Raw genomic sequence first — 21,194 nt, 5'->3', positions numbered from 1 at the left:
CCAAAGCTAATGGCCAAGAGCTGATAGCTAAATATTTTCCTAAAAATTAGTTTCATTAGTAGTAGTTAAGCTTTCATTTTTCCTAATTTTTTCCAGATATTCTGCAATAGCTTCAGTTGCTAATTGAACTACTGGTTTACCCTGGCGCTTAGACTCCTCTTTTAACTTGGTATAGATTTCATCCCTCACACTAACCCGATGTCGCATTTTGCTAGTATCTTTAGGCTTATCTGGAGAGGATTCTAGTTGACCTATAGGCTGAGCTTCCTGTTGATCTAAATTAGCAGATATTGTAGACTCACTAGTAGGCTGAGCTTCCTGTTTATCTAAATTATCAGATATTGTAGACTCCCTATTAGGCTGAGCTTCCTGTTTATCTAAATTAGGAATTGTAGTTTCCACAGTAGGCTGACCTTCCTGTTTACCTAAAGTAGAAGGTATTGTAGGCTCCCCAGTAGGCTGACCTTCCTGTTGACCTGAAGTAGAAGGTATTGTAGGTTCCACAGTAGTCTGACCTTCCTGTTGACCTGAAGTAGAAGGTATTGTAGGTTCCACAGTAGTCTGACCTTCCTGTTGACCTGAAGTAGTTTCCACAGTAAGCTTATCTTCCTGTTGAACTGAAGTAGAAGGTGTAGTTTCCACAGTAGGCTGACCTTCCTGTTTACCTAAAGTAGAAGGTGTGGATATTGTTGTATTAGTATCACTACTAAAAGTAGGAGTTTTTGGAGTTTGATGAGTACTTAGAGGTTGAGCTTCACTAATTGTTGTTGAAGTCGTTGTCGTTTGAGTCATATTAGTTGATTGAGTTACTGGAGAATTCATTGGAATCACTTCCTGATTATTTTCCAGATTTTTACTTGTCGATTCTTCTTGAGATTTAGTGTCTGGAGTTGTCTCAGTAACATCTGTAACGATTGGAATATTCTTTTCAGAATTAATTGAGGTCAAACTTGAATTGTTAATATCTGTATTCATCGAGAAACTAGATTGATAGTTGGTTACAAACTTACGGATGGCTTCAATACCGACACGATTACAAAAATCACCGAAACTCTCATCTGGTTGCCGTTGTTGCTTGAAATAAATAAAAATTCTTTCCAACTCAGCTTCCAGATTATTGATATGCAGTTTATCGATATAAGGTTTTGCCAGTCGTGTTTGGTTTGGTGAGCCCCCTAACCAAATCTGATAAGAATCAGCAGCACTACCGACAAATCCTAATTCCGCCATATAGGGTCTAGCACAGCCATTGGGACATCCTGTCATTCTAACTACAAAATGCTCTTGTCCTAGTCCCACCTTGTCCAACAATAACCTAATTTGTCCCAGTATGCCAGGTAAGGTCCTTTCTGATTCTGTAATTGCTAGTCCACAAGTAGGTAAAGCAGGACAGGCCATACTATAACGTACTAAGGGATCAATATTTTTTTCTGTGCTAATACCGTGTTTATTCAGAATTTGTTCTACTGCTTGTTGTTGCTGTGGTTTAATTTCGTAGAGAATAATGTTGTGATTAGCAGTTAAAAGCATAGGTAGCTTAAACAAGTCAACTATTTTTCGCAGAGCTGTTTTTAGTTGAAATGAATCTTCATCTTTAACACGTCCATTTTCGACAGAAATTCCTAAAAATAGCCTTCCATCCCCTTGTTCATGCCATCCCAAAAAGTCCAAATACTTCCATTCTGGTAGAGGTTTGAAGGGAGCAATGGATTTACCAAAATATTCTATCAACTTCGCCTTAAATTTTTCGACTCCCCAATCATGTAGTAAATATTTCATTCTAGCATGCCGACGGTTACTGCGATCACCATAATCTCTTTGAGTAGCCACTATAGCCTTCATAAAATCAAATATATCTTCTTTAGTAACATATCCAATTTCTTGGGCTAAACAAGGAAAAGTTTCTTCCTTTCTATGAGTACGACCTAGACCACCACCTGCTAGAACATTAAATCCTTCTAATTCACCTACTTCATTGGTAATTACAACCAAACTAACATCCTGAGTATACAGATCTATAGAGTTATCTCCTGGAACCGTTACAGCACACTTAAATTTTCTTGGCATATAGTGAGTACCATAGATAGGTTCTTCACTATTAGGGAATATCGTACCATTACCATTACGAAGTCTTGCCACTTTTACTTCAGAAGCTTCTTGTGCACTAATTACTTTTTCTCCATCCAACCAAATTTCGTAATATGCTCCTGTTTGTGGTGTTAATAAATCTGCTATTTTATTAGCATAATCTTTAGCATATTCGTACTCAGGACGATTTTTATAGGGAGCTGGTGGAGACATGACATTTCTGTTTATATCTCCACAAGCCCCTAGAGTCGAACCCATACTTTTTATGATCGATGATATAACTTTTTTTAAATTTTTCTTTAATACTCCGTGCAACTGAAAACCTTGTCTAGTTGTCACACGAAGTGTTCCATTACCATACTCGTTAGACAACTTATTTAGAGTAAGAAAAAGTTGTGGCGGAATAAAACCTCCGGGGTTTCGCGTGCGAAGCATCATTTGATAATCTTTCTCTTGCCCCTTGATTCTATTATCTCTATTATGTTGTTGATAAGAACCATGAAATTTTAGTATCTGAACAGCTTCTTCAGTGAAGTGATTTGTATCTTCCAGTAGTTGACTTGCCAGAGGTTCCCGCAATAAATTACTATTTTCTTTTATTCCTTCTAACTTGGAAGGTTTTGCCTCTTTAGGTGTTGAAATTTGAGATGGAATTATCATAGGTGAAAGTGCAAATTGCTACTATTTTATCAGTCAGTATAGTTACTCTTTTAGCATTGCTTTCGAGTCACAATTAGGAACTTAATTTTGCTTAGTTTTATTGATAATTTGCTCTACTTTGTTTTGACTAATCTCTTGAATTTAGCATTGACAATAATTTAGCATTACTATACCAATAATTCATTAATACTATATTATACTCTCATACATCCGTATTTTGTCAACCTCTAATAATTTTGTAGGTTTACTTTTTTTTCACTATAAAAACCATATATCAATAATTTACCCTAATTCATTTTTACTAATCTCTTGACTTTAGCATTGATAATAATTTAGTATCACTATGTCAATAATTAATTAGTTTTTTATTAATAATTAGTTTTTCATTATAATTTCATACACCCATATTTTGTCAACCTATACTAAATCCACAAGATTGACTGTTTCTTTTTACTATAAAAACTATATGTTTTAGGTGAATTATCATCTAGAATTTGTATAATTTATCATATAGCAATCCTAGACTAGTAGTAATAATTTCTATAATCTTTAATTTTTACTGAAAACCTTTGAAATTATAAATCCTGAATATTGAGTCCTGACTCCTGACTAGCACCAAAATATTACTGCCTAAATAGGGTTGCTTAGTAGCTAATAAATTTTTCAATAAAAATGCCTATTTCACTAATGTACGAAGAAGAAAACTATGTAGTCTTAGAGGCAAATAAACCTGAGCAATTTATGACTGCAGTAGAACTACTAGAAAAATTGCGTGGTATTATAGCTACACAACAAGATAATTTACCTAGAGATTTACAAAAATTATCTTCCTTAGATGATCAAGCTGAAAAATTAAGAGATACCTATTGTGAATATGAATTTACCCCTGGCAAATTCATACAATGGTACGTGGTGCGTCTGGAAAAGTAGGTTTCACCATCCTAGTTCTTATGTAAAACCACAATAGGCTTCAGTGAAATATTTTTTTTGCATCTAATTATGAAAAGCTCTAATTCTGCTTCCATGACATAATATAAGAATTATAATCTTATCTGAAGCAGATTATTTTAGAGCCTACAAAAAAACAACTTTGCTAGATATTTATGTTAAACCTAAAAAATATGATTTTTCTTTTTAAGAATAAATTATGTTTTTTCTACTTCTGGAATAGTCATCAAAGTTAAATCAATCTTTCCCTCCCTAGGTTGACTCACTTCTGCTTGTAAATTTGGTCCAAAAAAAGTTGATAATTTATCTTCTTTTTCTCGCCAAGTATCTAAAGCAATTAATGAAGAATCAAATTCTAACACTAAACCATAAGCACCATTAATTGCTATTTCCTTTAATCCTTGGAGTATAGGTCTTTCCTCATTTGTCGGACCTAAACCTAAGCGAGTCAGAGATTCTTCTAAATGCACTTTTTGGCCATACCTATAGCGAGTTACATCTTGACGTAATTGATTTTGAGTGGGAGTAGCCTGTTTTTCCCTAAGAGTTAAGATTTCTTCCGTAGTTAGTTGAGTAAAAGGTACTGGCTTAAGTTCAGCAGCTTTCAGAGCAAGCCCTCCTAGAAGTAGGGGAATTCCATAAAAGAATCCTGCTAGGTTAAGTGTGGGATTATTCGTAAAGTAAGCTACTGTTCCAATCACAGAAATAATTCCACCTAAAACCAATCCTACTGTCGCTAATGAAATTTGACGTAGCATATAACTGAATTATGTAAAGTTAGAATATTAATAAATACTAAATTTTTTGTTTGAACTATTAAGCAAACTACAAATTAGTAGTTTCAATAGATATCTTACATAACCAATGAATAATGGTCAACTATTTTTTTTAAAATTATATTTATATTATTTATTTATATTATTTTTCACCTAAACTTAATGATTAATCTTAAACAAACATAGAAAATATTTATTATAGTTATAGCACCCTAAGATACATAATTTTTTTTCAGTAATTTTAGAAATACGAGGATTATAATAAAAAAACTCTCACTAATTTTAATAGTTATTCACTCTATAGCAACTATCATTCTGAATAATACCAAATCTTAAAAGCATACTATGTATTATCAAAAAAAATCCTAGGTATTAGGCGTCTTACACTCAATCAGCTAAATATCAAGTAATTATCAAATCAAACATTAATTAATGGTATTAGCCACATAAATTTTTGACGTTAGGGAAGAGGTAAGAAAAAAAAGAGAGCAACAAATACGAAAAATTCGGTTTAAAATCTCCCCCACCCATTGAGGATACTTTTAGTTTTTTTTCAATACATATGTTATAATATTAATTTTAATTAATTGTGAAGGGTAGTGCAAAAAAAATTGATGCATACCAACAGGACTTTATAACTAAGGTTAATTATCCCACTCATTACTTGAATTGCAACATTCTTTGTATTACGAAAGGCCTGCTAAGTAAAAAAACCTCAACCTGCCCTTTATCAACCCAACGGTTGAACTTTCCCCGCACCTAAAAGTCGTGGCGGAGTAATTTTTTCAATAATCACGAGACTTTTGACAATTATAGATTTAACCATCTTATCTTTGAGTTTTCCAGTTGAGGACTCCCCTTAATATTTGTTCGTGACGAAAACAAAAAGTCGGTTGTATGATCGAAAAAAAACTGTCATCTAGGTTTGCTTAGTTAGCGGCAACCTGAAAAGCTCTTACAACCAGAAGCTATATTCTCCAAGAATAGAAGAGAAAAGTGATATTAAATTATTGCCCAGGCGTGAGATTTTATTTTTTGGCATCTATCCTGATACTACTTGCTTTATATTTTAGTTATCACTTATCAACACCTCTGGCTGAAAGACGAGGGAAAAAACTCAAATTAATTCCCTTTTTTATCTCCTTGAAAGAGTTAGGATACTTGAGACCTGATTTATTGGTCGATTGAAATTGAATATGTTGATAAGTTAGACTAAAATAATAGTTAGTATTAAACAAGTAATGATTTTTAATAATTACCTTATGTATCAACGTATGAAAATTTAAAAAATTATAGTAACTGATATTATGTCCTGAAACCTTTATTGAGGACTAACAAATACTTTATATTATATTACGCATTTTCTTATGGACTCACAAATCGTTAAAGTCAGACTGGCTAATATTGAAAGTAAACGGGAATCTCTAGTCAAACTACTAGAAAATCCTGATTTAGGGACTCTCAGAATTGATGTGAATCAAGCAATAGAGGAAATTGATGACTTGATTGATGAATTAAAGCGTACTTTTCCTGATTAATCTAGAATATAGATTGACTGGGTAATTGGGTTGAATGCTTCTGGAAGAGTTAAAAAATTTAACCCCCTCCAACTCTTACTGGAAGAGGAGCCTAATTATGCGGGTTAGAGATTTAGTTGGTGACCCATAGAAACATTTCTAAATCAGAAAAATTGAAAAATATGGTCCTAATTTTACAGTAATTAATATCTGGAGACCAACATCTAAAACTAGCTCTTGTTGGAGATTTAAAGGTATTGAATTATTCGCTAGTCTCAAGGAGAAAATTTATTCCTAGCATAGCCCATGAGAAGGGGGGTTAATGTTTTACAGGTTGCTACAATAAAGTCATGAACGCAAAACTTGATGGCAGTTAAACCACAAGTTTTATATGTCGTTTTTTTATCGGACTAGCAGTGTGCAAAATTAGTTCGAGTAGAGGCAACACTTGCAATCAAAAAAAACAACCAAAAATTTTCCCGATGACTGGGGGAAGCTTTTAGAAAAATTATTTAGTAAATTTTAGATATTTACTAAGCCTTGAGAATAGTTTTGTTTTAACTTTAGTTATCAACAGGACTATAACAAAAATGTAGCTATCAGTATATTTAGTGCTTCCTTACCTGAGAAAAGTGTCAAAAAATTGCGAAATTAATATTTGCTCACTTGGAATTTTCCCTGACTTGAGCAGGAAAAATGTGGGTAATAGTCTAGTTTTGATAAAAAGATTGACTTATAGGCTAGGCTTTTATACTACATAAAGTAAGCTGTTCAGAAAAATACGAAGTTTAAAACCTGGTTTTATAGTTAAAACTTATATAGGAGTTCTTGACATAGTTGTGCCTACCCATATTTGTTAGTCCTGTTAGTTCTTTGGGAAAAAGGGAACAGGACCAAGAGTTTCAGATTATTTATCTGTTGTGAAATTTTTGATAAATAATTTAGGATCACTACAGGGCAAAGCCATCTAATTGCCTAATTCCTCCTATATATAGTTTTTTTAAAGTTCAATAAACACCATAAGTGAAAAATATATTGTTAACAAGCGCTATGAGCTAGAGCTTATTAAGAATTGCCCCATGTTTTATTAATAAGATGCGTTTACCCTGAGGGGTGCTATGTATAGAGTTTCTCAGGTTAGTGAAGTATAGTTGTTTTTCTTCTTTTCTATTGCCAAGGAACCAAAATTACTAGTTTGTAAGAACATCCTATACAAGTCAATAAAAAACAATGATCAAAAACTAAATTTTAGCCAAAACGACCACTTACATAATCTTGAGTGGCTTTTTCCCTTGGGTTTTGAAAAATATTGTTAGTTTTATCAAATTCAACCAAATAACCAAAACGTTGGCCACTTTCTACAGCTTTGGCATTAAAAAAAGCAGTTAAGTCAGCTATCCGAGTAGCTTGCTGCATATTATGAGTCACTATAATAATAGTATATTTTTGCCTGAGTTCGTTAATTAACTCTTCTACTTTCACAGTTGAAATAGGATCCAGGGAAGCACAAGGTTCATCCATTAAAACTACATCTGGACTAATAGCAACTGCACGAGCAATACACAAACGTTGTTGTTGACCTCCAGATAGAGCAAAACCACTTTGTCCTAATTTATCCTTGACCTCATCCCATAAAACTGCTTGCCTTAGCGATCGCTCGACTATCTCATCCATTTCTTCTTTAGATTTAGCCAAACCATTCACTCTTACTCCATAAGCAATGTTATCGTAAATTGACTTAGGAAAAGGATTGGGTTTTTGAAAAACCATACCGATGTGACGGCGAATTTCTACAGGGTCAATATCTGGGTCGTAAATATTTTGATTATGATAAAGAATACGACCTTCTAAGCGGAAAATATCAATCAAATCATTGAGACGATTAAAGCATCGTAATAATGTACTTTTACCACAACCTGAAGGTCCGATAAAAGCAGTTACTTTATTCTTAGGAATTCTCATTGAAATATCTTTTAGGGCTTTAAAATCACCATAAAAAATGCTAAGGTTTTCTGCTGAAAGAGCAGGAGTAGAATTCTGTTGATAAGTATTTGTTTGATGCTCTAGCATAAAATATAACTTGCTAATTTAGTGTAAAAATGATTTTTGTGTTTACTATTTAGATTATATTGAATAAGTCTTTTACCCAAAAAGGTAAGAACTAGCAGGTAAATCTACTTTGATCTTTCATGAATGAAACTTTTTCTAGTCAGATTTCAAAAAAATATATTAGTTTTGAATACTTTAGTTAGTTTTATTTACAAATAAGTAAATCAATAATTATTTTGAAAACTTTGTCTAGAATTTACTCTTCAGTAAGGGGTTTGATTAAAGCCCTATTTAGTCAAGTTTACAATTACTTATCTTTATCTATGTTTTCGATAGAAGCAAGAGGTATAATTGAATTTTTCCTAAACACATAACTATAAGTTAATCATCAAAATTGCTTTTTACTCGTTACCCAACGAGAAAGAATACTGGTAATTAAAACTAATAAAACTAAAACCAAGGAACCTGCCCAAGCAAATTCTTGTAAAACCACATCAAAACTGCGGGCAAAGTCATATACTAGATATGACAAAGATGGTAACGTGGGAGCAAAGGGACTACGAGGCCAATTATTAGAATAAATCACAGTAAAAAGTAGTGGAGCTGTTTCTCCAGCAGCACGAGCAATAGAAAGAGTTATACCTGTGATAATACTGGGAAAAGCAGTGGGTAAAACTATCTGTAGAACAGTCTGATAATTAGAAGCACCAACTCCTAGGGATGCTGCTCTAATATCTCTAGGAACTATTTGCAAAGCTTCATCAGTAGCTTTAATAATAGTAGGTAACATCAAAACAGATAAAGCAAATCCCCCGGCAAAGGCTGAAAACTTACCCATAGATAAAACTAGTAAACTATAGGCAAATACCCCAGCAATAATTGATGGGACACCGCTCAAAATATTAGTAGCAAATCGAATTGGACGAGCATTTCTTTCGTTACTAAATTCTGATAAATAAACTGCTGTTAAGATACCAAAAGGTACAGCAATTAAACTAGCAATTGCTACTACCATAATTGTGCCGAGTATTGCATTAGCAATACCCCCTGTTTCTTGACCTGCTGTTGGAGGTAACTTAGTAAATAAATCTAAGTTTAAACGAGCTAATCCTTTGATAAAAACATAGGTTAATACTGCAAATAGAGGGATAAGAGTGATAACTATGCAAGCACCTGATAATCCTGTCATCACTTTATTAAATATTTCCCTTGGCCTTGTAGGATTTCTTTTCAGGTTAACGATAGATTCAGAATGTTTTGGGGTAATATCTGCCATAATGAATTAAGATAATATTAGCATAAAAATTGTTGGTTATATATAAATCAAATAGGATAATTAATTCCCATTAATACTTAACCTTAATTTGATTTACAATCCAATTAGCTAATACATTAACAATTAGGGTCAAAGCAAACAGAATAACCCCTGTATACATCAAAGCAGAACGTTGTAAGCCGGAAGCTTCACCAAATTGATTTGCCATTAAAGAGGCAATAGTATTAGCTGGAGCAAAAAGGCTAATGTTAATTGAGTTAGAATTACCAATTAACATTGTGACAGCCATAGTTTCTCCCATTGCTCTACCCAAAGCTAACATTACACCACCAACAATTCCTGAAAAAGCTGCTGGAATTAATACTCTAATAATAGTAAACCAACGGCTAGCTCCTAAACCTAAAGAAGCTTGTCGCAAATTAGGTGGTAGACTAGCAAGAGAATCGCGAGAAATTGCAGTAATAATTGGTAAAATCATTATTGATAAAATAATTGCTGCGGGAAACATTCCCGGACCTCCTGCACTAATATTGTCAGGAATAGAAAAAATTGGAATCCACCCCAGATATTTACCCAGAAAAATTTCTATTGGCTTCATAAAAGGGATTAAAATATAAATACCCCATAAACCATAAACTACACTCGGAATAGCTGCTAATAATTCCACCATAAAAGTTAATGGGGTAATAATTTTTTTGGGGATAAAATTCTCACTTAAAAATATTGCTGTACCCAGACCAAGAGGAACTGCAATAAGCAGAGCTAATAATGAACTAAATATAGTTCCAACAATCATTGGCAATGCGCCATAATCACCTTTACCATCATTAGCAACAGGATTCCAAACACTTTTAAATAGAAAGCTAAAACCGAATTCATTCAAAGATGGTATTGCTTGCCAAACTACTGTTAGAGCCATTAATATGAGAAGAACTGCTATGCTCCAAGCAAAAACTTTAGTTAGATTAATAAAACCATAATCAAGTCTTTTTTCTATATTACTCCGAGAGCGAATATCTTTGTTTAATTTGAGATTGTTTATGTCTTTGGGAAGCATATGATAACTTTTACATCTCTTGAAACAGTGCTGGAAAAGGGCGAGATTTGCCTCTCAAAAAGAAGAGGAAAAATGATTTCTGGTGCTTATCTCTAGAATATTTATATCTGACGAATCAGCAGTGACAAGCTTCGCTTAAAAGTCAAAAAATACAAAAGTGGTACTATATAATAGTACCACTTTCTGATGATAAATTAAATTTATTTTATACTATTTGAGGGTCATGTTGTAATCTTGACTAATTTTATCCGCAGTTTCTAGAACTTTTTGACGTACATTCTTAGGTAAAGGAATATAACCTAACTCAGAACTAACTTTTTGACCTTCATTTAAACCATATTCAATCATTTTTTCCACACCTTGAGCTTTGGCTGCGTCATCATATTTACTATAGGCAAGAATCCAAGTGTAAGTTACAATTGGATAAGAATTATCCCCTTCTGGGTCACTAATAAAAGCTCGTAAATTTTCAGGTAGTGCAACTGCTCCTAAAGTTGCTTCTGCTGATTCAAAAGTAGGATTTATATATTTACCAGATTTGTTTTGTAGGGAAGCCATATTCAAACCAGCATTCTTAGCATAACCATACTCAACATATCCTATTGCTCCTTCAGTTTGAGTAATTTGAGCAGTTACACCATCGTTCTTGGCACCACCAATACCTACAGGCCATTGAACGGTTTTACCTTCCCCTACTGTCTGTTTCCATTCTGGACTAATAGCACTCAAATGCTTTGTGAAAACTCCAGTTGTACCACTACCATCAGAGCGATATATAACTGTAATTTTTTGATCTCTGAGAGTTACGCCAGGGTTAATTGCTTTGATCTTCGGGTCATTCCATTTTTTAATTTTACCCAAAAGGATATCTACATAAGCTTCCCTGGAAAGTTTGAGATTAGAAACATTCGGCAAGTTGTAAGCTAAAACAATACTACCTGCAGTCATTGGTAGCAGGATAACTCCTCGGTTTACTTTGGAAATTTCCTCATCTTTCATTGCGACGTCAGAAGCACCAAAATCTACTAGTTCTTGAGTAAATCTCTCAACACCAGCGCCGCTACCTACTGACTGATAATCTACTTGTAGGTTTAGGCCACTGTTCCCCAAGTCTTGAAACCAACGTTGATATATAGGTGATGGAAAAGAAGCTCCCGCACCTAAAAGGCTTACTTGAGAACTTCCAAGATCACTACTACTACAAGCTGTTAAACCAATTGTTAGGACAACGGCAGATACTTTTGCAGTAAGATGAGTTATCCTAGAAAGATTTATACAAAATTTCATAATTATTTGAATTTCTATATTTTTCTAGATACTAAAAAGAATAAACGAAAGAGTCACATATTGAGTTTTAATAAAGGTAAATTCTTGTTGATGATTGGAAATTATATATATATTAGTCTGTAAATCTGTCAATTAAAGGATCAATAAATTCTCAAGATTGATTTACTAGGTTTTTAAAATTTTATCAACTCTATATTTTTTTATTGACATATTAATTAATAGTGGGTTGATTTCTTTTTTTATTTTGGTTACACCCGAAAATTAGCTAGTATTTACCTTCTATAAAAGGATAATTATAAACACTTTTACCTTGATTAATTTTCACTTTTTTTAGGTTATTTACTTGGTTTTAGTTTGTGCTTGTAAGTTAAAATTAAGTTAAAATAATTGACGGTTGTGATTTTAAATAGTATAATTATCTAATACCTAAAGTTTATTTATTGTCATAATTTATTGCCATAATTTATAACGGGACTTTAGTGAAAAAATAGTAAAAAAAAGGGTATAATGTATACCTGATATGTATTTTACGTTAATTACTGGCCTGGGAAAAGTTTGATGAAAGAAACAACTTCAGTGGCCATGCCCTCTTGTTTCCATCGATGGTGCGATCGCTTTAACAATGTCTTTAAAACAAAAGCCCAAAAAACAGGGTTTAGGGAATATATAGGAGGATTACTCTTGAGAAAGCGATCGAAAAAACTTGTCTCAAATTGCCAACAACACTGTAGGTCACACGTACCACAAATTACGGCATTTTCTAGTTCGAGCAAATTGGTCTGTAGATGCTGTGAATGAGCGTCGTCTTCAAGTAATGTGGGAACGTCGCCAAACAAAACCTTCTCGATCCTATTGCTTTAATTATAGACGATTCAGGCCACAGAAAAAGTGGTAATTTTACTGCAGGAGTAGGGCGGCAATATATAGGAGAAATAGGAAAAACAGATAATGGTGTAGTCGTGGTGACAACTCATCTTTATGATGGAGTTAAAAGTCTACCTTTAGACATAGCTTTGTATCAGAAAGCTGATTCTTTTCCAAAAGGAAAAAAAGACCCAGAATTTGTCAAGAAACCAGACGAGTGCAATGTCTCTAGTAGATCAATGTTTGTCCAGAGGACACCAACCAGAAATTGTGTTAATTGAAATTTGGCTATGGTAACAATACATCATTCTTAAATCAACTAGAGAAAAGAAGTTTAACTTATATAGGAGGATTAGCTAAAAATCGAAAAGTCATCATTAAAAAACAAGATGACATTAAAGAGGAAATTAGATTAGACAAGCTGGCAGAAAGTATACCTCAGAAAGCTTTCAACTTAGTTCAACTAAGTACAAAAAATGCTAGAGAAGTTTGGGTAGCTACATTAGAAGTAGAAATATCTAGGATGTCAGGTCAAAAAACTATAGCTATCGTTATGAATGCTAAAAGTTTTTCTGAGGCCACTGATATTAACTATTATATCACTAATAGAGAAGACAAATATGTAACTCCTGAGTGGATATATTCTACTTATTCTCAAAGAAATTGGGTGGAAGTTTTCTACAGGGAAGCCAAAGGATGGTTAGGATTAAGAGAATATCAAGTCAGAGATAAAATCAGCCTTAAAAGGCATTTTATTTTAGTATTTTGTGCTTATACATTTATTATCTGGCATCAGTTAACAGGAGGTATAAGAAGGCGTTGGGCTAACAAACCATTAAATACGTTTACTGATACTTTAGAAGCATTTCGTACCGCAATATCTTATCGTTTTGTTGAGTGGTTAGATGAAAACATCGACGTATTTACCGCTCATAAAGAGAGTTTAGGGTTTGTTTGGGCTTGAAATTTGCTAAAGTCCCGATAAAAAATTTACAAGTTTTTTTTTAAATAAATCAAGAAATAAACCCTTCTTAATATCTTATATAAAAGAAGGGTTGAATCAGGTTTTTTTACTAGGAATTACTTAAGGCTAATTTGATGGCTAGAGCTGATTTTATCTGCAGCTGCCGCAACTGTTTGACGAACATTGTTAGGTAGTGGAATATAACCTAAATCAGCACTTACCTTTTGCCCTTCATTTAATCCATATTCAATCATTTTTTCTATACCCTGAGCTTTAGCTGCATCATTATATTGATTATAAATTAGCATCCAAGTATAAGTAACAATAGGATAAGAATTACTACCTTCTGGGTCACTAATAAAAGCACGGAGATTTTTAGGTAATTTTACTGCTGCTAGAGTAGACTTAGCAGACTCTAAAGAAGCCTTAATATAATTACCAGATTTATTCTCTAAAGCTGCAGTATTAAGTTTAGCATTTTTAGCAAAACCAAACTCTACGTAACCTATAGCACCTTTTGTTTGACGAATTAAAGCACTTACGCCATCATTTTTTTGGCCACCTATGCCTACAGGCCACTGAACAGTTTTACCTTCTCCTACTTTCTTTTTCCACTCCTGACTAATAGAATTTAGATGCTTTGTAAACACTCCTGTAGTTCCACTACCATCGGAACGATAAACTACGGTAATTGGTAGATCTGGCAAATTTACACCGGAATTAATAGTAGCAATTTCTGAGTCATTCCAATTCTTAATCCTACCCAAAAGGATATCTACATAAACTTTCCTGGATAACTTCAGGTCGGATATACCTGGTAAATTGTAAGCCAATACAACACTACCTGCAGTCATGGGCAGCATCATAACTCCTCGAGAGACCTTGGCTATTTCACTATCTTTCATTGCCACATCAGAAGCACCGAAATCTACTAGTCCTTGAGTAAATCTTTCAACACCAGCACCACTACCAACTGATTGATAATCTACTTGAACCTCAAAATTATTATTTCTCATATCACTAAACCAACGTTGGTATAGTGGAGCTGGAAAAGATGCACCTGCACCTATAAGGTTGACTCTTTGTTTAGCGAGACTGTACTTAACTCCAGCAATTGTAGTAACTAGACCAATGGTTAAGGCTACTGCAGAGAATTTAGAAGTATTACAAATTATCTGACGAAAATTAAGACTAAATACCATAAGTTTAAGTGTTAAAGTTTGACACTGATTTTATACGAAACAGGATTTAGGCAACGATACTAATTTTAGCCTTATGAAAAATGCTAAATTATCTACCATATCTATGATCTATGGGTACTGCGTAATTCCTGCTAGAGATACAGGTAATATCTAAACATATTGAGATTAAGAACAGGTTAAAAAAATATCAAATATAAAGTTAAAAGTTCATAAATTTTAGATCACTTGAAAAGTCAATCCAAGAATTTGGATCATATTTTGATTTTGACAATTCTAATCTATGATTTACTTGAATTTTTAACTTCCCTATGAATTTCTTAGATATTTTGATTCAAAACTACTTTGAAGTTAATGCTATGGAAATGAATAGATAATTATAGGATTTAAATAATTGGACAATATTGAATACATATTAAAAAGTATTGAAAGTGAACTTATTATCTGCTATTATTATTTTTTACATAAGTAAAAACAGCTAATTTGACTGTGTTACTAAAAGAATTTACTACCTGTGTTGTATCTGATTGGACGGCTGACAAAAATTTGAGTGCTAATGTCAAACAAGTACAGGAAAAACTATTGACAGAGAAATAGGTGGACGGCAAATTCGTATCAAGACTGAGTTTGTCCTAGTCGAAAAACTCGGACTCACTTCAGGCCATATTTTTCAACTGAAACAAAAAAAAGAATGGCTATCACTGAGTTTGAGTCATCGAGTATGAAGTTGATAAACCTGGGTTAGTAGAGTGTTCATAAATTTTTGAGTCCGCTCTTGAAGATAATTTGCAGACATATATATAAGTGGTCTTATTGCAGAACAGAAACTGAGCAGCCAAAGCTCAAAATCATGTTTTGAGTAAGTTTAGTAAAACAGATAAAAATGGTAGAATTTGGACGATATTAAAAATAACTTCAACAATAAATGATTGCCGTGCTCAAAACACCTTTATCAAATCATATAAAAGCAAATACTAAAGCTTTATTCTCATCTTTGCCAAAGACAAAAAATGAGTTGGAGATATCCCTTGATGATTTGGCTAAACAAATTATTTCTGGGTATCGCCTCAGTCGAGAAGAGGCAATTATACTGACTCAAATAGCAGGAGAAGAGGATATTCTTCTTCTGTGTGAAGCTGCTGATCGGGTTCGTCAAGCTTGCTGTGGAAATGTTGTAGACCTGTGTAGCATTATTAATGTTAAGTCTGGAGGCTGTTCAGAAAATTGTAGTTTCTGTTCCCAGTCAGTTCATCATCCTGGAGAAGATTCTCCTATTTATGGCCTTAAGTCTACTGAAGAAATCTTAGATCAAGCTAAGGCAGCAGAAGCTGCTGGAGCTAAAAGATTTTGCTTGGTGTCTCAGGGTCGGGGTGTTAAGTATAATAGTCCTAAGTCTACAGAATTTGAACAAATTCTGGGGACAGTAAGACAAATTCTGGCTGAAACTAATATTAAGCCTTGTTGTGCTTTGGGAGAGCTGACCCCAGAACAAGCTCAAGCATTGGCCGAAGCAGGAGTGACTCGCTACAATCATAATTTGGAAGCTTCTGAGCATTTTTACCCGGAAATTGTAAGTACTCATAGCTGGAATGACCGAGTTGAAACTGTGAAAAACCTAAAGGCAGCAGGTATTCAAGCTTGCACAGGAGGTATTATTGGTATGGGTGAAACTTGGGCAGATAGGATAGATTTGGCCTTGGCCTTGCGAGAGTTAGAGGTTGAGTCTGTACCTTTGAATTTGTTAAATTCTCGCGAAGGTACTCCACTAGGTGGTTTGCTTAAGTTAGATCCTTATGATGCTTTGAAAGCGATCGCTATTTTTCGTCTAATTTTACCAAAGCAAATTATTCGCTATGCTGGAGGGCGAGAAGCTGTAATGGGAGATTTGCAAGCTTTGGGTTTGAAGGCTGGTATTAATGCTATGTTAATTGGCCATTATCTGACAACTCTTGGTCAACCTCCAGAAAAAGATCAAGCAATGCTAAAATCTCTTGGACTTCAAGGTGGTGAAACTCCTATTGCAACTAATGGCTTGTAAAGATTCAGAGATCAGTTTTAGCTATCAGTTATTGCTTTTGATAATTACTCAAAACTTTATTAATTGATCCAAAATCTGAGTTTGAGGGTAATCTCTTTTGATTTCCTAGCTTATATTCATTTCAAACCTCTGCTTGAGCTATCTTGGCAAGGAACTCCTAAAATCCTTTTCTGAAGTGGGGTTAGGTGGGAGAAGAATTCCAAAATTACCAAAGACCGAAAAAATATATTTTTCAATATATTTACTGTTCTGAAATATCTATTCCATGGCAAATACATTATGAGTCAATAAGGTTTTAAGTTTTATATTAAGCAAGATGTTGATTGAGTATCACTTTTGAAGGTGGTTATATTGCTGAGACCTGACAGTTTATTGCTGAATACTGATCATATTTGACAGCACTTGGTGCTATAGGGCTGATGTGTGAAGTAGACATTAATTATTTAGCTCTCAAAATTTTACCACTACAAGAGTTTGACTGTTCACATTTTGTACATTATTTGTCTTAACCGAATGCTATGGGATGTTATTATATGTACTTATTCTCAAAAATAATTGTTAATTGTCGTGACAATTACGATAGAACTTCTTTGGGCAATTGCTGGTTTACTCTTGACAATTGCAGCTACATTTTTACCAGCATCTTTTGCAAGTCCTGTTTGGATTTGGGAACAGCAAGAAGTTAAGACTTTTTCTTTGGAGGTAACTTACCAAGTTGGAGCGGTTTTTTTTGTTGGTTGTTTGGGAGGAAAAAATGCTGCTGTTATTTCTCAAATAGCCTATATATTTTTAGGTCTCACTTTATTACCTGTGTTTACTCACGGTGGTGGTATTGATTATTTCAGAGAACCTAGTTTTGGTTATTTATTAGGTTTTATCCCTGGAGCTTGGATATGTGGAAATTTAGCTTTTCAAACAGATCCTAAACTAGAGTTATTGGCTTTTAACTGTTTATGTGGTTTGTTCACTGTTCATTTAACTGGGTTGGCTTATCTGATTATTATTTATATTTTAGGGTGGAAAAGTATAGAATCATTGTCTTTATTTGATGCTATTTTTAGATATTCTATTGTTTCTTTACCAGGACATCTAGGAATTATATGTGCTGTTGCTGTTATTGCTTATTTCCTCAGACGTTTACTATTTTATTAACTAGCTATTTGCTTTTATATAACAGATTTGGATTTGGTATTTGCTATAACTTACTTTTAGATTATTCCTCGCTGTTACCTGCGACGGTATAACTACTGTCTGGTTCTTTGAGGGCGAGCTGAAGTCTTAATGGTTACTGTTTTTCATGTCGCGAAGGTTAAAATTTAAATATAAGTTAAACCTTTTGTCTAGTGAGTGATTTTTTTGTCTCGAATTACTTACTCCTTACTAATTAATTAATACTTAATAAAGTAATAATATATTTATTCAAAAACATAACGAAAAAGTATTAAAAAGTTATCTGCTTAGGTCGGAGGCTTGAAATCTAATTTTTCGGTAAATATAATTAGTATAGTAAGTGGGTATATAAAATAAATTACACACTTGAAAAACTAAAATTTAATCTTTGTCTAAATATCGCGCTTTGCAAATAATTTTGTGTAGTTGCTTAATTGTTAAAGTTGAAATTACGTTTTAAAAAAAATTCCTTATTCTGGATAGTTGCTATTATCAGCATTATTTTAGACCATTTGACTAAATTTTGGGTGGTACAAAATTTTCAATTAGAAGAAAGTATGGTTTTATGGCCTGGTGTATTTAACTTTACTTATGTAACTAATACTGGAGCAGCTTTTAGTCTGTTTAGTAATGGTGGAGTTTCTTGGTTGCGCTGGTTATCTTTAATAGTTAGTCTAGGTCTCATGGGTTTTGCTTGGTTTGGACCGAAGTTTGATAGATGGGAACAACTAGGTTATGGTTTAATTTTAGGAGGAGCATTGGGTAATGGTATTGATAGGTTTGTTTCTGGTTATGTCGTTGACTTTTTGCATTTTAGCCTTATAAATTTTCCTATTTTTAATGTGGCAGATGTTTCTATTAATATTGGTATTATTTGCTTACTAGTTGCTACATTTTTTGCTGAAATACCTAAGTTAGGTAATAAAAAATAAGAAGTATGGAAAAAAATATTGATTCAATTAATTTTACGAGATTAATATCAAATATGCTATGAATTGAAGCTGAAGTTTTTATTTCTCACTTTTTTCTTTTTTTAAGACAATTATCACAATGACCACAACCCATATAACCTATATTCTGAGCTTCTTGAGAAAAACCAAATACTTCTAGTAAAAATTGCCATCGACATTTCCTGGTGGCAAAATATTTATTTAGATCTTTAACTTTTGAGTTGTAGTTTAGAGATACTTTTTTACTATTATTAATCATAACATAGTTAAATGGGTCGTACCATCTTAATTTGCCGGAAGAATGTAGAATAGATAGGGCGTTTGCTGCATGGGGATATTCATCTTTTAAAAGATTAATATTTCCTCTGGTTGGTAGTTGCTTAATTAATTTTTCTGCTCTTTGATATTCTAGTTTTAATTTATCTGCTAAAAACTTTTGTCTTTGTTTATCTTCTGGGTCTAACCAACCAGTTGGTTCGCTAATTAGGGTTAAGGCTTCTGCTGGTTTTCCGTCTCTACCTCCTCTTCCAATTTCTTGAATATATTCTGATAATAATGATGGCGCTTGAAAGTGTATTACCCATCTCACATCTGGTTTATTTATTCCCATTCCAAAGGCGGAAGTACACACTACAAAGTTGATTTCTCCTTTGATCCAAGCTTTTTCAATATGTCGTCTTTCTTCTGCTCTTAAACCTGCATGATAACTTGTGGTTTGATAATTTTTTTCTCGTAATGTTTCTGCTAGTTTTTCACTGTCTTTTCTTGTTCTTACATAAACTATGCCTGATTGTTTTTCTCTGGTTTTGATAAATTTAAGTAGTTGTTGATAGCGACTTCTGGAAGTACAAATATGTTGAATTTTTAGTTGTAAATTATTTCGATAGGGGCTGATTAAATATGTTTTTGGGTTTCTTAGTTGTAGGGCGGTTTTGATGATTTTTTGTGCTTGAGGATCGGCTGTGGCTGTGAAGGCTGCAACGCTAATTTTTGTTCCTGGTGGTTTTGATTTTATTAGTGTTTGTCTGACTGCTCCTAGACGTCTATAGGAGGGACGAAATGTTTCTCCCCATTCTACTAAGCAGTGGGCTTCATCTAATATTAAACCGTTGATTTTTGTTTGGCTTTTCGATAGTAGGTTCCATATTTTTTGGTTGAATAATGTTTCTGGGGAAAGGTAGAGTAGCCTAAGTTGATTTTGTTCTATTTTTTCGAGGGTTTGTCGTTTTTTTTCTCGGGTAAGTTGGCTGTGGAGTAGGCTGGCGGGTAGGGAGCGATCGCTTAGTTCTTCTACTTGGTTTTCCATTAGGGCAACTAGGGGAGAAATAACTAATGTTAATCCTTTTTTTAGGAGCGCTGGAAGTTGAAAGCATATTGATTTTCCTCCTCCTGTGGGCATTATTATTAGGGCGTCTTTTCCTGTTAATAAGCAGTTTATTATTTCTTCTTGTGGAGGTCGGAAGTTATCGTATCCCCAGATTTTTTTAAATGTTTCTTTGATTTTATTCCACGATGTTTCTTCTGAGTTTTTCATTCTGTTTTCGTATCGTTTGACTTTTTACTTTTCTGTGTTGAATAAAAAATCTAGTCTAAGGGCGAGCTAATCCTTATAACATAACTATATCATAGTTTATTTATCAATTCAACACTAATCCTACTGCTTTCTTTTTCAAGAGCTCCAGAAAATGTTGAGAGGCGATCGCTTTTTTGTAGTTATGAAGAATTAAATTCTCCCCCTTTATCTCAACGGCTAATATTAGGTTTGATTTTTCAACTTCAGTCTCTCAAGAGCTTCAGAAAATGTTGTTTGATACTTTCCTGAAATTGAAGCGATCGCCAACATTTTCTTGAATTATTTTCTACTTTTTGGCCTGTTTTGTGTTGAATAAAAAGTCTAGTATGAGGGCGAGTTAGCATCAATAACATAACTCTACCATAGTTAATTTATCAATGCAACACTAATCTGACTGTTTTTTTTTAAGAGCTTCAGAAAATGTTGAGGGGCGATCGCTTCAATTTTTTTTTGCAGCCATGAAGAATTAAATTTTCCCTCTTTATATCAACGGCTAGTGTTAGGTTTTATCTTCCAACTTCATTTACTACTTCTCTTTTTTCAAGAGCTTCAGAAAATGTTGAGGGGCGATCGCTCCAAATTTTTTTCTAGACATTAACGATGAGTTTTGCTTCTTTTATATGAACGGCTAATTTTAGGTTTTATTTTTCCACTTAATCTGCGGCTTCTCTTTTTTTTAGAGCTTCAGAAAATGTTATTTGATGCTTGTCTGTTCAAGCGATCGCCAACGTTTTCTTGAATTATTTTCTACATCTTTTCTATGTTGAATAAAAAGTCT

13 protein-coding genes and 2 pseudogenes are annotated in these 21,194 nt (G+C 33.5%); 6 read left to right on the top strand and 9 right to left on the bottom strand.

Features of this window, described 5'->3' with window-relative positions; genetic code table 11:
* Nucleotides 1-867 precede the first annotated feature (867 nt).
* Nucleotides 868-2,742, bottom strand: a pseudogene (gene sir / locus TERY_RS17020) (sulfite reductase, ferredoxin dependent); the annotation flags it as partial.
* Between the two features lie 678 nt (nucleotides 2,743-3,420).
* On the opposite strand from sir, the gene TERY_RS17015 reads away from it, so the two are divergent.
* On the top strand, nucleotides 3,421-3,678 hold the full coding sequence (locus tag TERY_RS17015) for a chlororespiratory reduction protein 7 (protein WP_011612971.1): 258 nt from the start codon (nucleotides 3,421-3,423) through the stop codon (nucleotides 3,676-3,678).
* 215 nt (nucleotides 3,679-3,893) lie between these two features.
* Here TERY_RS17015 and TERY_RS17010 read toward each other — a convergent pair whose 3' ends face one another.
* Nucleotides 3,894-4,454, bottom strand: coding sequence for a DUF2854 domain-containing protein (locus TERY_RS17010; protein ID WP_011612970.1), 561 nt, complete (start codon nucleotides 4,452-4,454; stop codon nucleotides 3,894-3,896).
* Nucleotides 4,455-5,839: 1,385 nt separating this feature from the next.
* On the opposite strand from TERY_RS17010, the gene TERY_RS35275 reads away from it, so the two are divergent.
* Nucleotides 5,840-6,010 carry a hypothetical protein gene (locus TERY_RS35275; RefSeq protein WP_011612969.1) on the top strand — a complete coding sequence of 57 codons (171 nt, stop codon included), beginning with the start codon at nucleotides 5,840-5,842 and terminating at the stop codon, nucleotides 6,008-6,010.
* A gap of 1,227 nt (nucleotides 6,011-7,237) precedes the next feature.
* On the opposite strand, the gene pstB is transcribed toward TERY_RS35275, so the two are convergent.
* The 4 genes from pstB to pstS (TERY_RS16990) form a co-directional block, all read right to left on the bottom strand.
* On the bottom strand, nucleotides 7,238-8,059 hold the full coding sequence (gene pstB, locus TERY_RS17005; RefSeq protein ID WP_011612968.1) for a phosphate ABC transporter ATP-binding protein PstB: 822 nt from the start codon (nucleotides 8,057-8,059) through the stop codon (nucleotides 7,238-7,240).
* Between the two features lie 367 nt (nucleotides 8,060-8,426).
* Entirely contained in the window at nucleotides 8,427-9,314 is an 888-nt protein-coding gene (pstA, locus tag TERY_RS17000; protein WP_011612967.1) for a phosphate ABC transporter permease PstA, read from the bottom strand.
* 70 nt (nucleotides 9,315-9,384) lie between these two features.
* Nucleotides 9,385-10,371, bottom strand: a complete 987-nt coding sequence (gene pstC, locus TERY_RS16995; RefSeq protein WP_011612966.1) for a phosphate ABC transporter permease subunit PstC — start codon at nucleotides 10,369-10,371, stop codon at nucleotides 9,385-9,387.
* Nucleotides 10,372-10,581: 210 nt separating this feature from the next.
* Complete coding sequence (gene pstS, locus TERY_RS16990; protein ID WP_011612965.1) at nucleotides 10,582-11,658, bottom strand: phosphate ABC transporter substrate-binding protein PstS; 1,077 nt, start codon at nucleotides 11,656-11,658, stop codon at nucleotides 10,582-10,584.
* A 558-nt stretch (nucleotides 11,659-12,216) separates the two neighbouring features.
* On the opposite strand from pstS (TERY_RS16990), the pseudogene TERY_RS16985 reads away from it, so the two are divergent.
* Nucleotides 12,217-13,486, top strand: a pseudogene (locus TERY_RS16985) (IS701 family transposase).
* 116 nt (nucleotides 13,487-13,602) lie between these two features.
* On the opposite strand, the gene pstS (TERY_RS16980) reads toward TERY_RS16985, so the two are convergent.
* Nucleotides 13,603-14,688: a phosphate ABC transporter substrate-binding protein PstS gene (gene pstS, locus TERY_RS16980; RefSeq protein ID WP_011612964.1), complete on the bottom strand. Its 1,086-nt coding sequence runs from the start codon at nucleotides 14,686-14,688 to the stop codon at nucleotides 13,603-13,605.
* Nucleotides 14,689-15,610: 922 nt separating this feature from the next.
* On the opposite strand from pstS (TERY_RS16980), the gene bioB reads away from it, so the two are divergent.
* The 3 genes from bioB to lspA all read left to right on the top strand — a co-directional run bounded on the left by bioB (nucleotide 15,611) and on the right by lspA (nucleotide 18,825).
* Entirely contained in the window at nucleotides 15,611-16,723 is a 1,113-nt protein-coding gene (gene bioB / locus TERY_RS16975) for a biotin synthase BioB (protein WP_011612963.1), read from the top strand.
* 567 nt (nucleotides 16,724-17,290) lie between these two features.
* On the top strand, nucleotides 17,291-17,875 hold the full coding sequence (locus TERY_RS16970) for a biotin transporter BioY (protein ID WP_011612962.1): 585 nt from the start codon (nucleotides 17,291-17,293) through the stop codon (nucleotides 17,873-17,875).
* Nucleotides 17,876-18,327: 452 nt separating this feature from the next.
* Nucleotides 18,328-18,825 carry a signal peptidase II gene (gene lspA, locus TERY_RS16965; protein ID WP_011612961.1) on the top strand — a complete coding sequence of 166 codons (498 nt, stop codon included), beginning with the start codon at nucleotides 18,328-18,330 and terminating at the stop codon, nucleotides 18,823-18,825.
* An 85-nt stretch (nucleotides 18,826-18,910) separates the two neighbouring features.
* On the opposite strand, the gene TERY_RS16960 is transcribed toward lspA, so the two are convergent.
* Nucleotides 18,911-20,377 carry a RecQ family ATP-dependent DNA helicase gene (locus TERY_RS16960; RefSeq protein ID WP_011612960.1) on the bottom strand — a complete coding sequence of 489 codons (1,467 nt, stop codon included), beginning with the start codon at nucleotides 20,375-20,377 and terminating at the stop codon, nucleotides 18,911-18,913.
* Between the two features lie 242 nt (nucleotides 20,378-20,619).
* On the bottom strand, nucleotides 20,620-20,769 hold the full coding sequence (locus TERY_RS33390) for a hypothetical protein (RefSeq protein WP_196797101.1): 150 nt from the start codon (nucleotides 20,767-20,769) through the stop codon (nucleotides 20,620-20,622).
* Between the last annotated feature and the right edge of the window lie 425 nt (nucleotides 20,770-21,194).

The sequence above is a fragment of the Trichodesmium erythraeum IMS101 genome, assembly GCF_000014265.1.
Lineage (GTDB): Bacteria > Cyanobacteriota > Cyanobacteriia > Cyanobacteriales > Microcoleaceae > Trichodesmium > Trichodesmium erythraeum.
The sequence above is the reverse complement of the archived record's forward strand: the minus strand, read 5'-3'. Positions and strand labels throughout refer to the sequence as shown.

Excerpts from the sequence above, each read along its gene's own strand:
- TERY_RS17015 (WP_011612971.1), top strand. The coding sequence starts at position 3,421 with ATGCCTATTTCACTAATGTACGAAGAAGAAAACTATGTAGTCTTAGAG.
- TERY_RS17010 (WP_011612970.1), bottom strand. The coding sequence starts at position 4,454 with ATGCTACGTCAAATTTCATTAGCGACAGTAGGATTGGTTTTAGGTGGA.
- TERY_RS35275 (WP_011612969.1), top strand. The coding sequence starts at position 5,840 with ATGGACTCACAAATCGTTAAAGTCAGACTGGCTAATATTGAAAGTAAA.
- pstB (WP_011612968.1), bottom strand. The coding sequence starts at position 8,059 with ATGCTAGAGCATCAAACAAATACTTATCAACAGAATTCTACTCCTGCT.
- pstA (WP_011612967.1), bottom strand. The coding sequence starts at position 9,314 with ATGGCAGATATTACCCCAAAACATTCTGAATCTATCGTTAACCTGAAA.
- pstC (WP_011612966.1), bottom strand. The coding sequence starts at position 10,371 with ATGCTTCCCAAAGACATAAACAATCTCAAATTAAACAAAGATATTCGC.
- pstS (WP_011612965.1), bottom strand. The coding sequence starts at position 11,658 with ATGAAATTTTGTATAAATCTTTCTAGGATAACTCATCTTACTGCAAAA.
- pstS (WP_011612964.1), bottom strand. The coding sequence starts at position 14,688 with ATGGTATTTAGTCTTAATTTTCGTCAGATAATTTGTAATACTTCTAAA.
- bioB (WP_011612963.1), top strand. The coding sequence starts at position 15,611 with ATGATTGCCGTGCTCAAAACACCTTTATCAAATCATATAAAAGCAAAT.
- TERY_RS16960 (WP_011612960.1), bottom strand. The coding sequence starts at position 20,377 with ATGAAAAACTCAGAAGAAACATCGTGGAATAAAATCAAAGAAACATTT.
- TERY_RS33390 (WP_196797101.1), bottom strand. The coding sequence starts at position 20,769 with ATGTTATTGATGCTAACTCGCCCTCATACTAGACTTTTTATTCAACAC.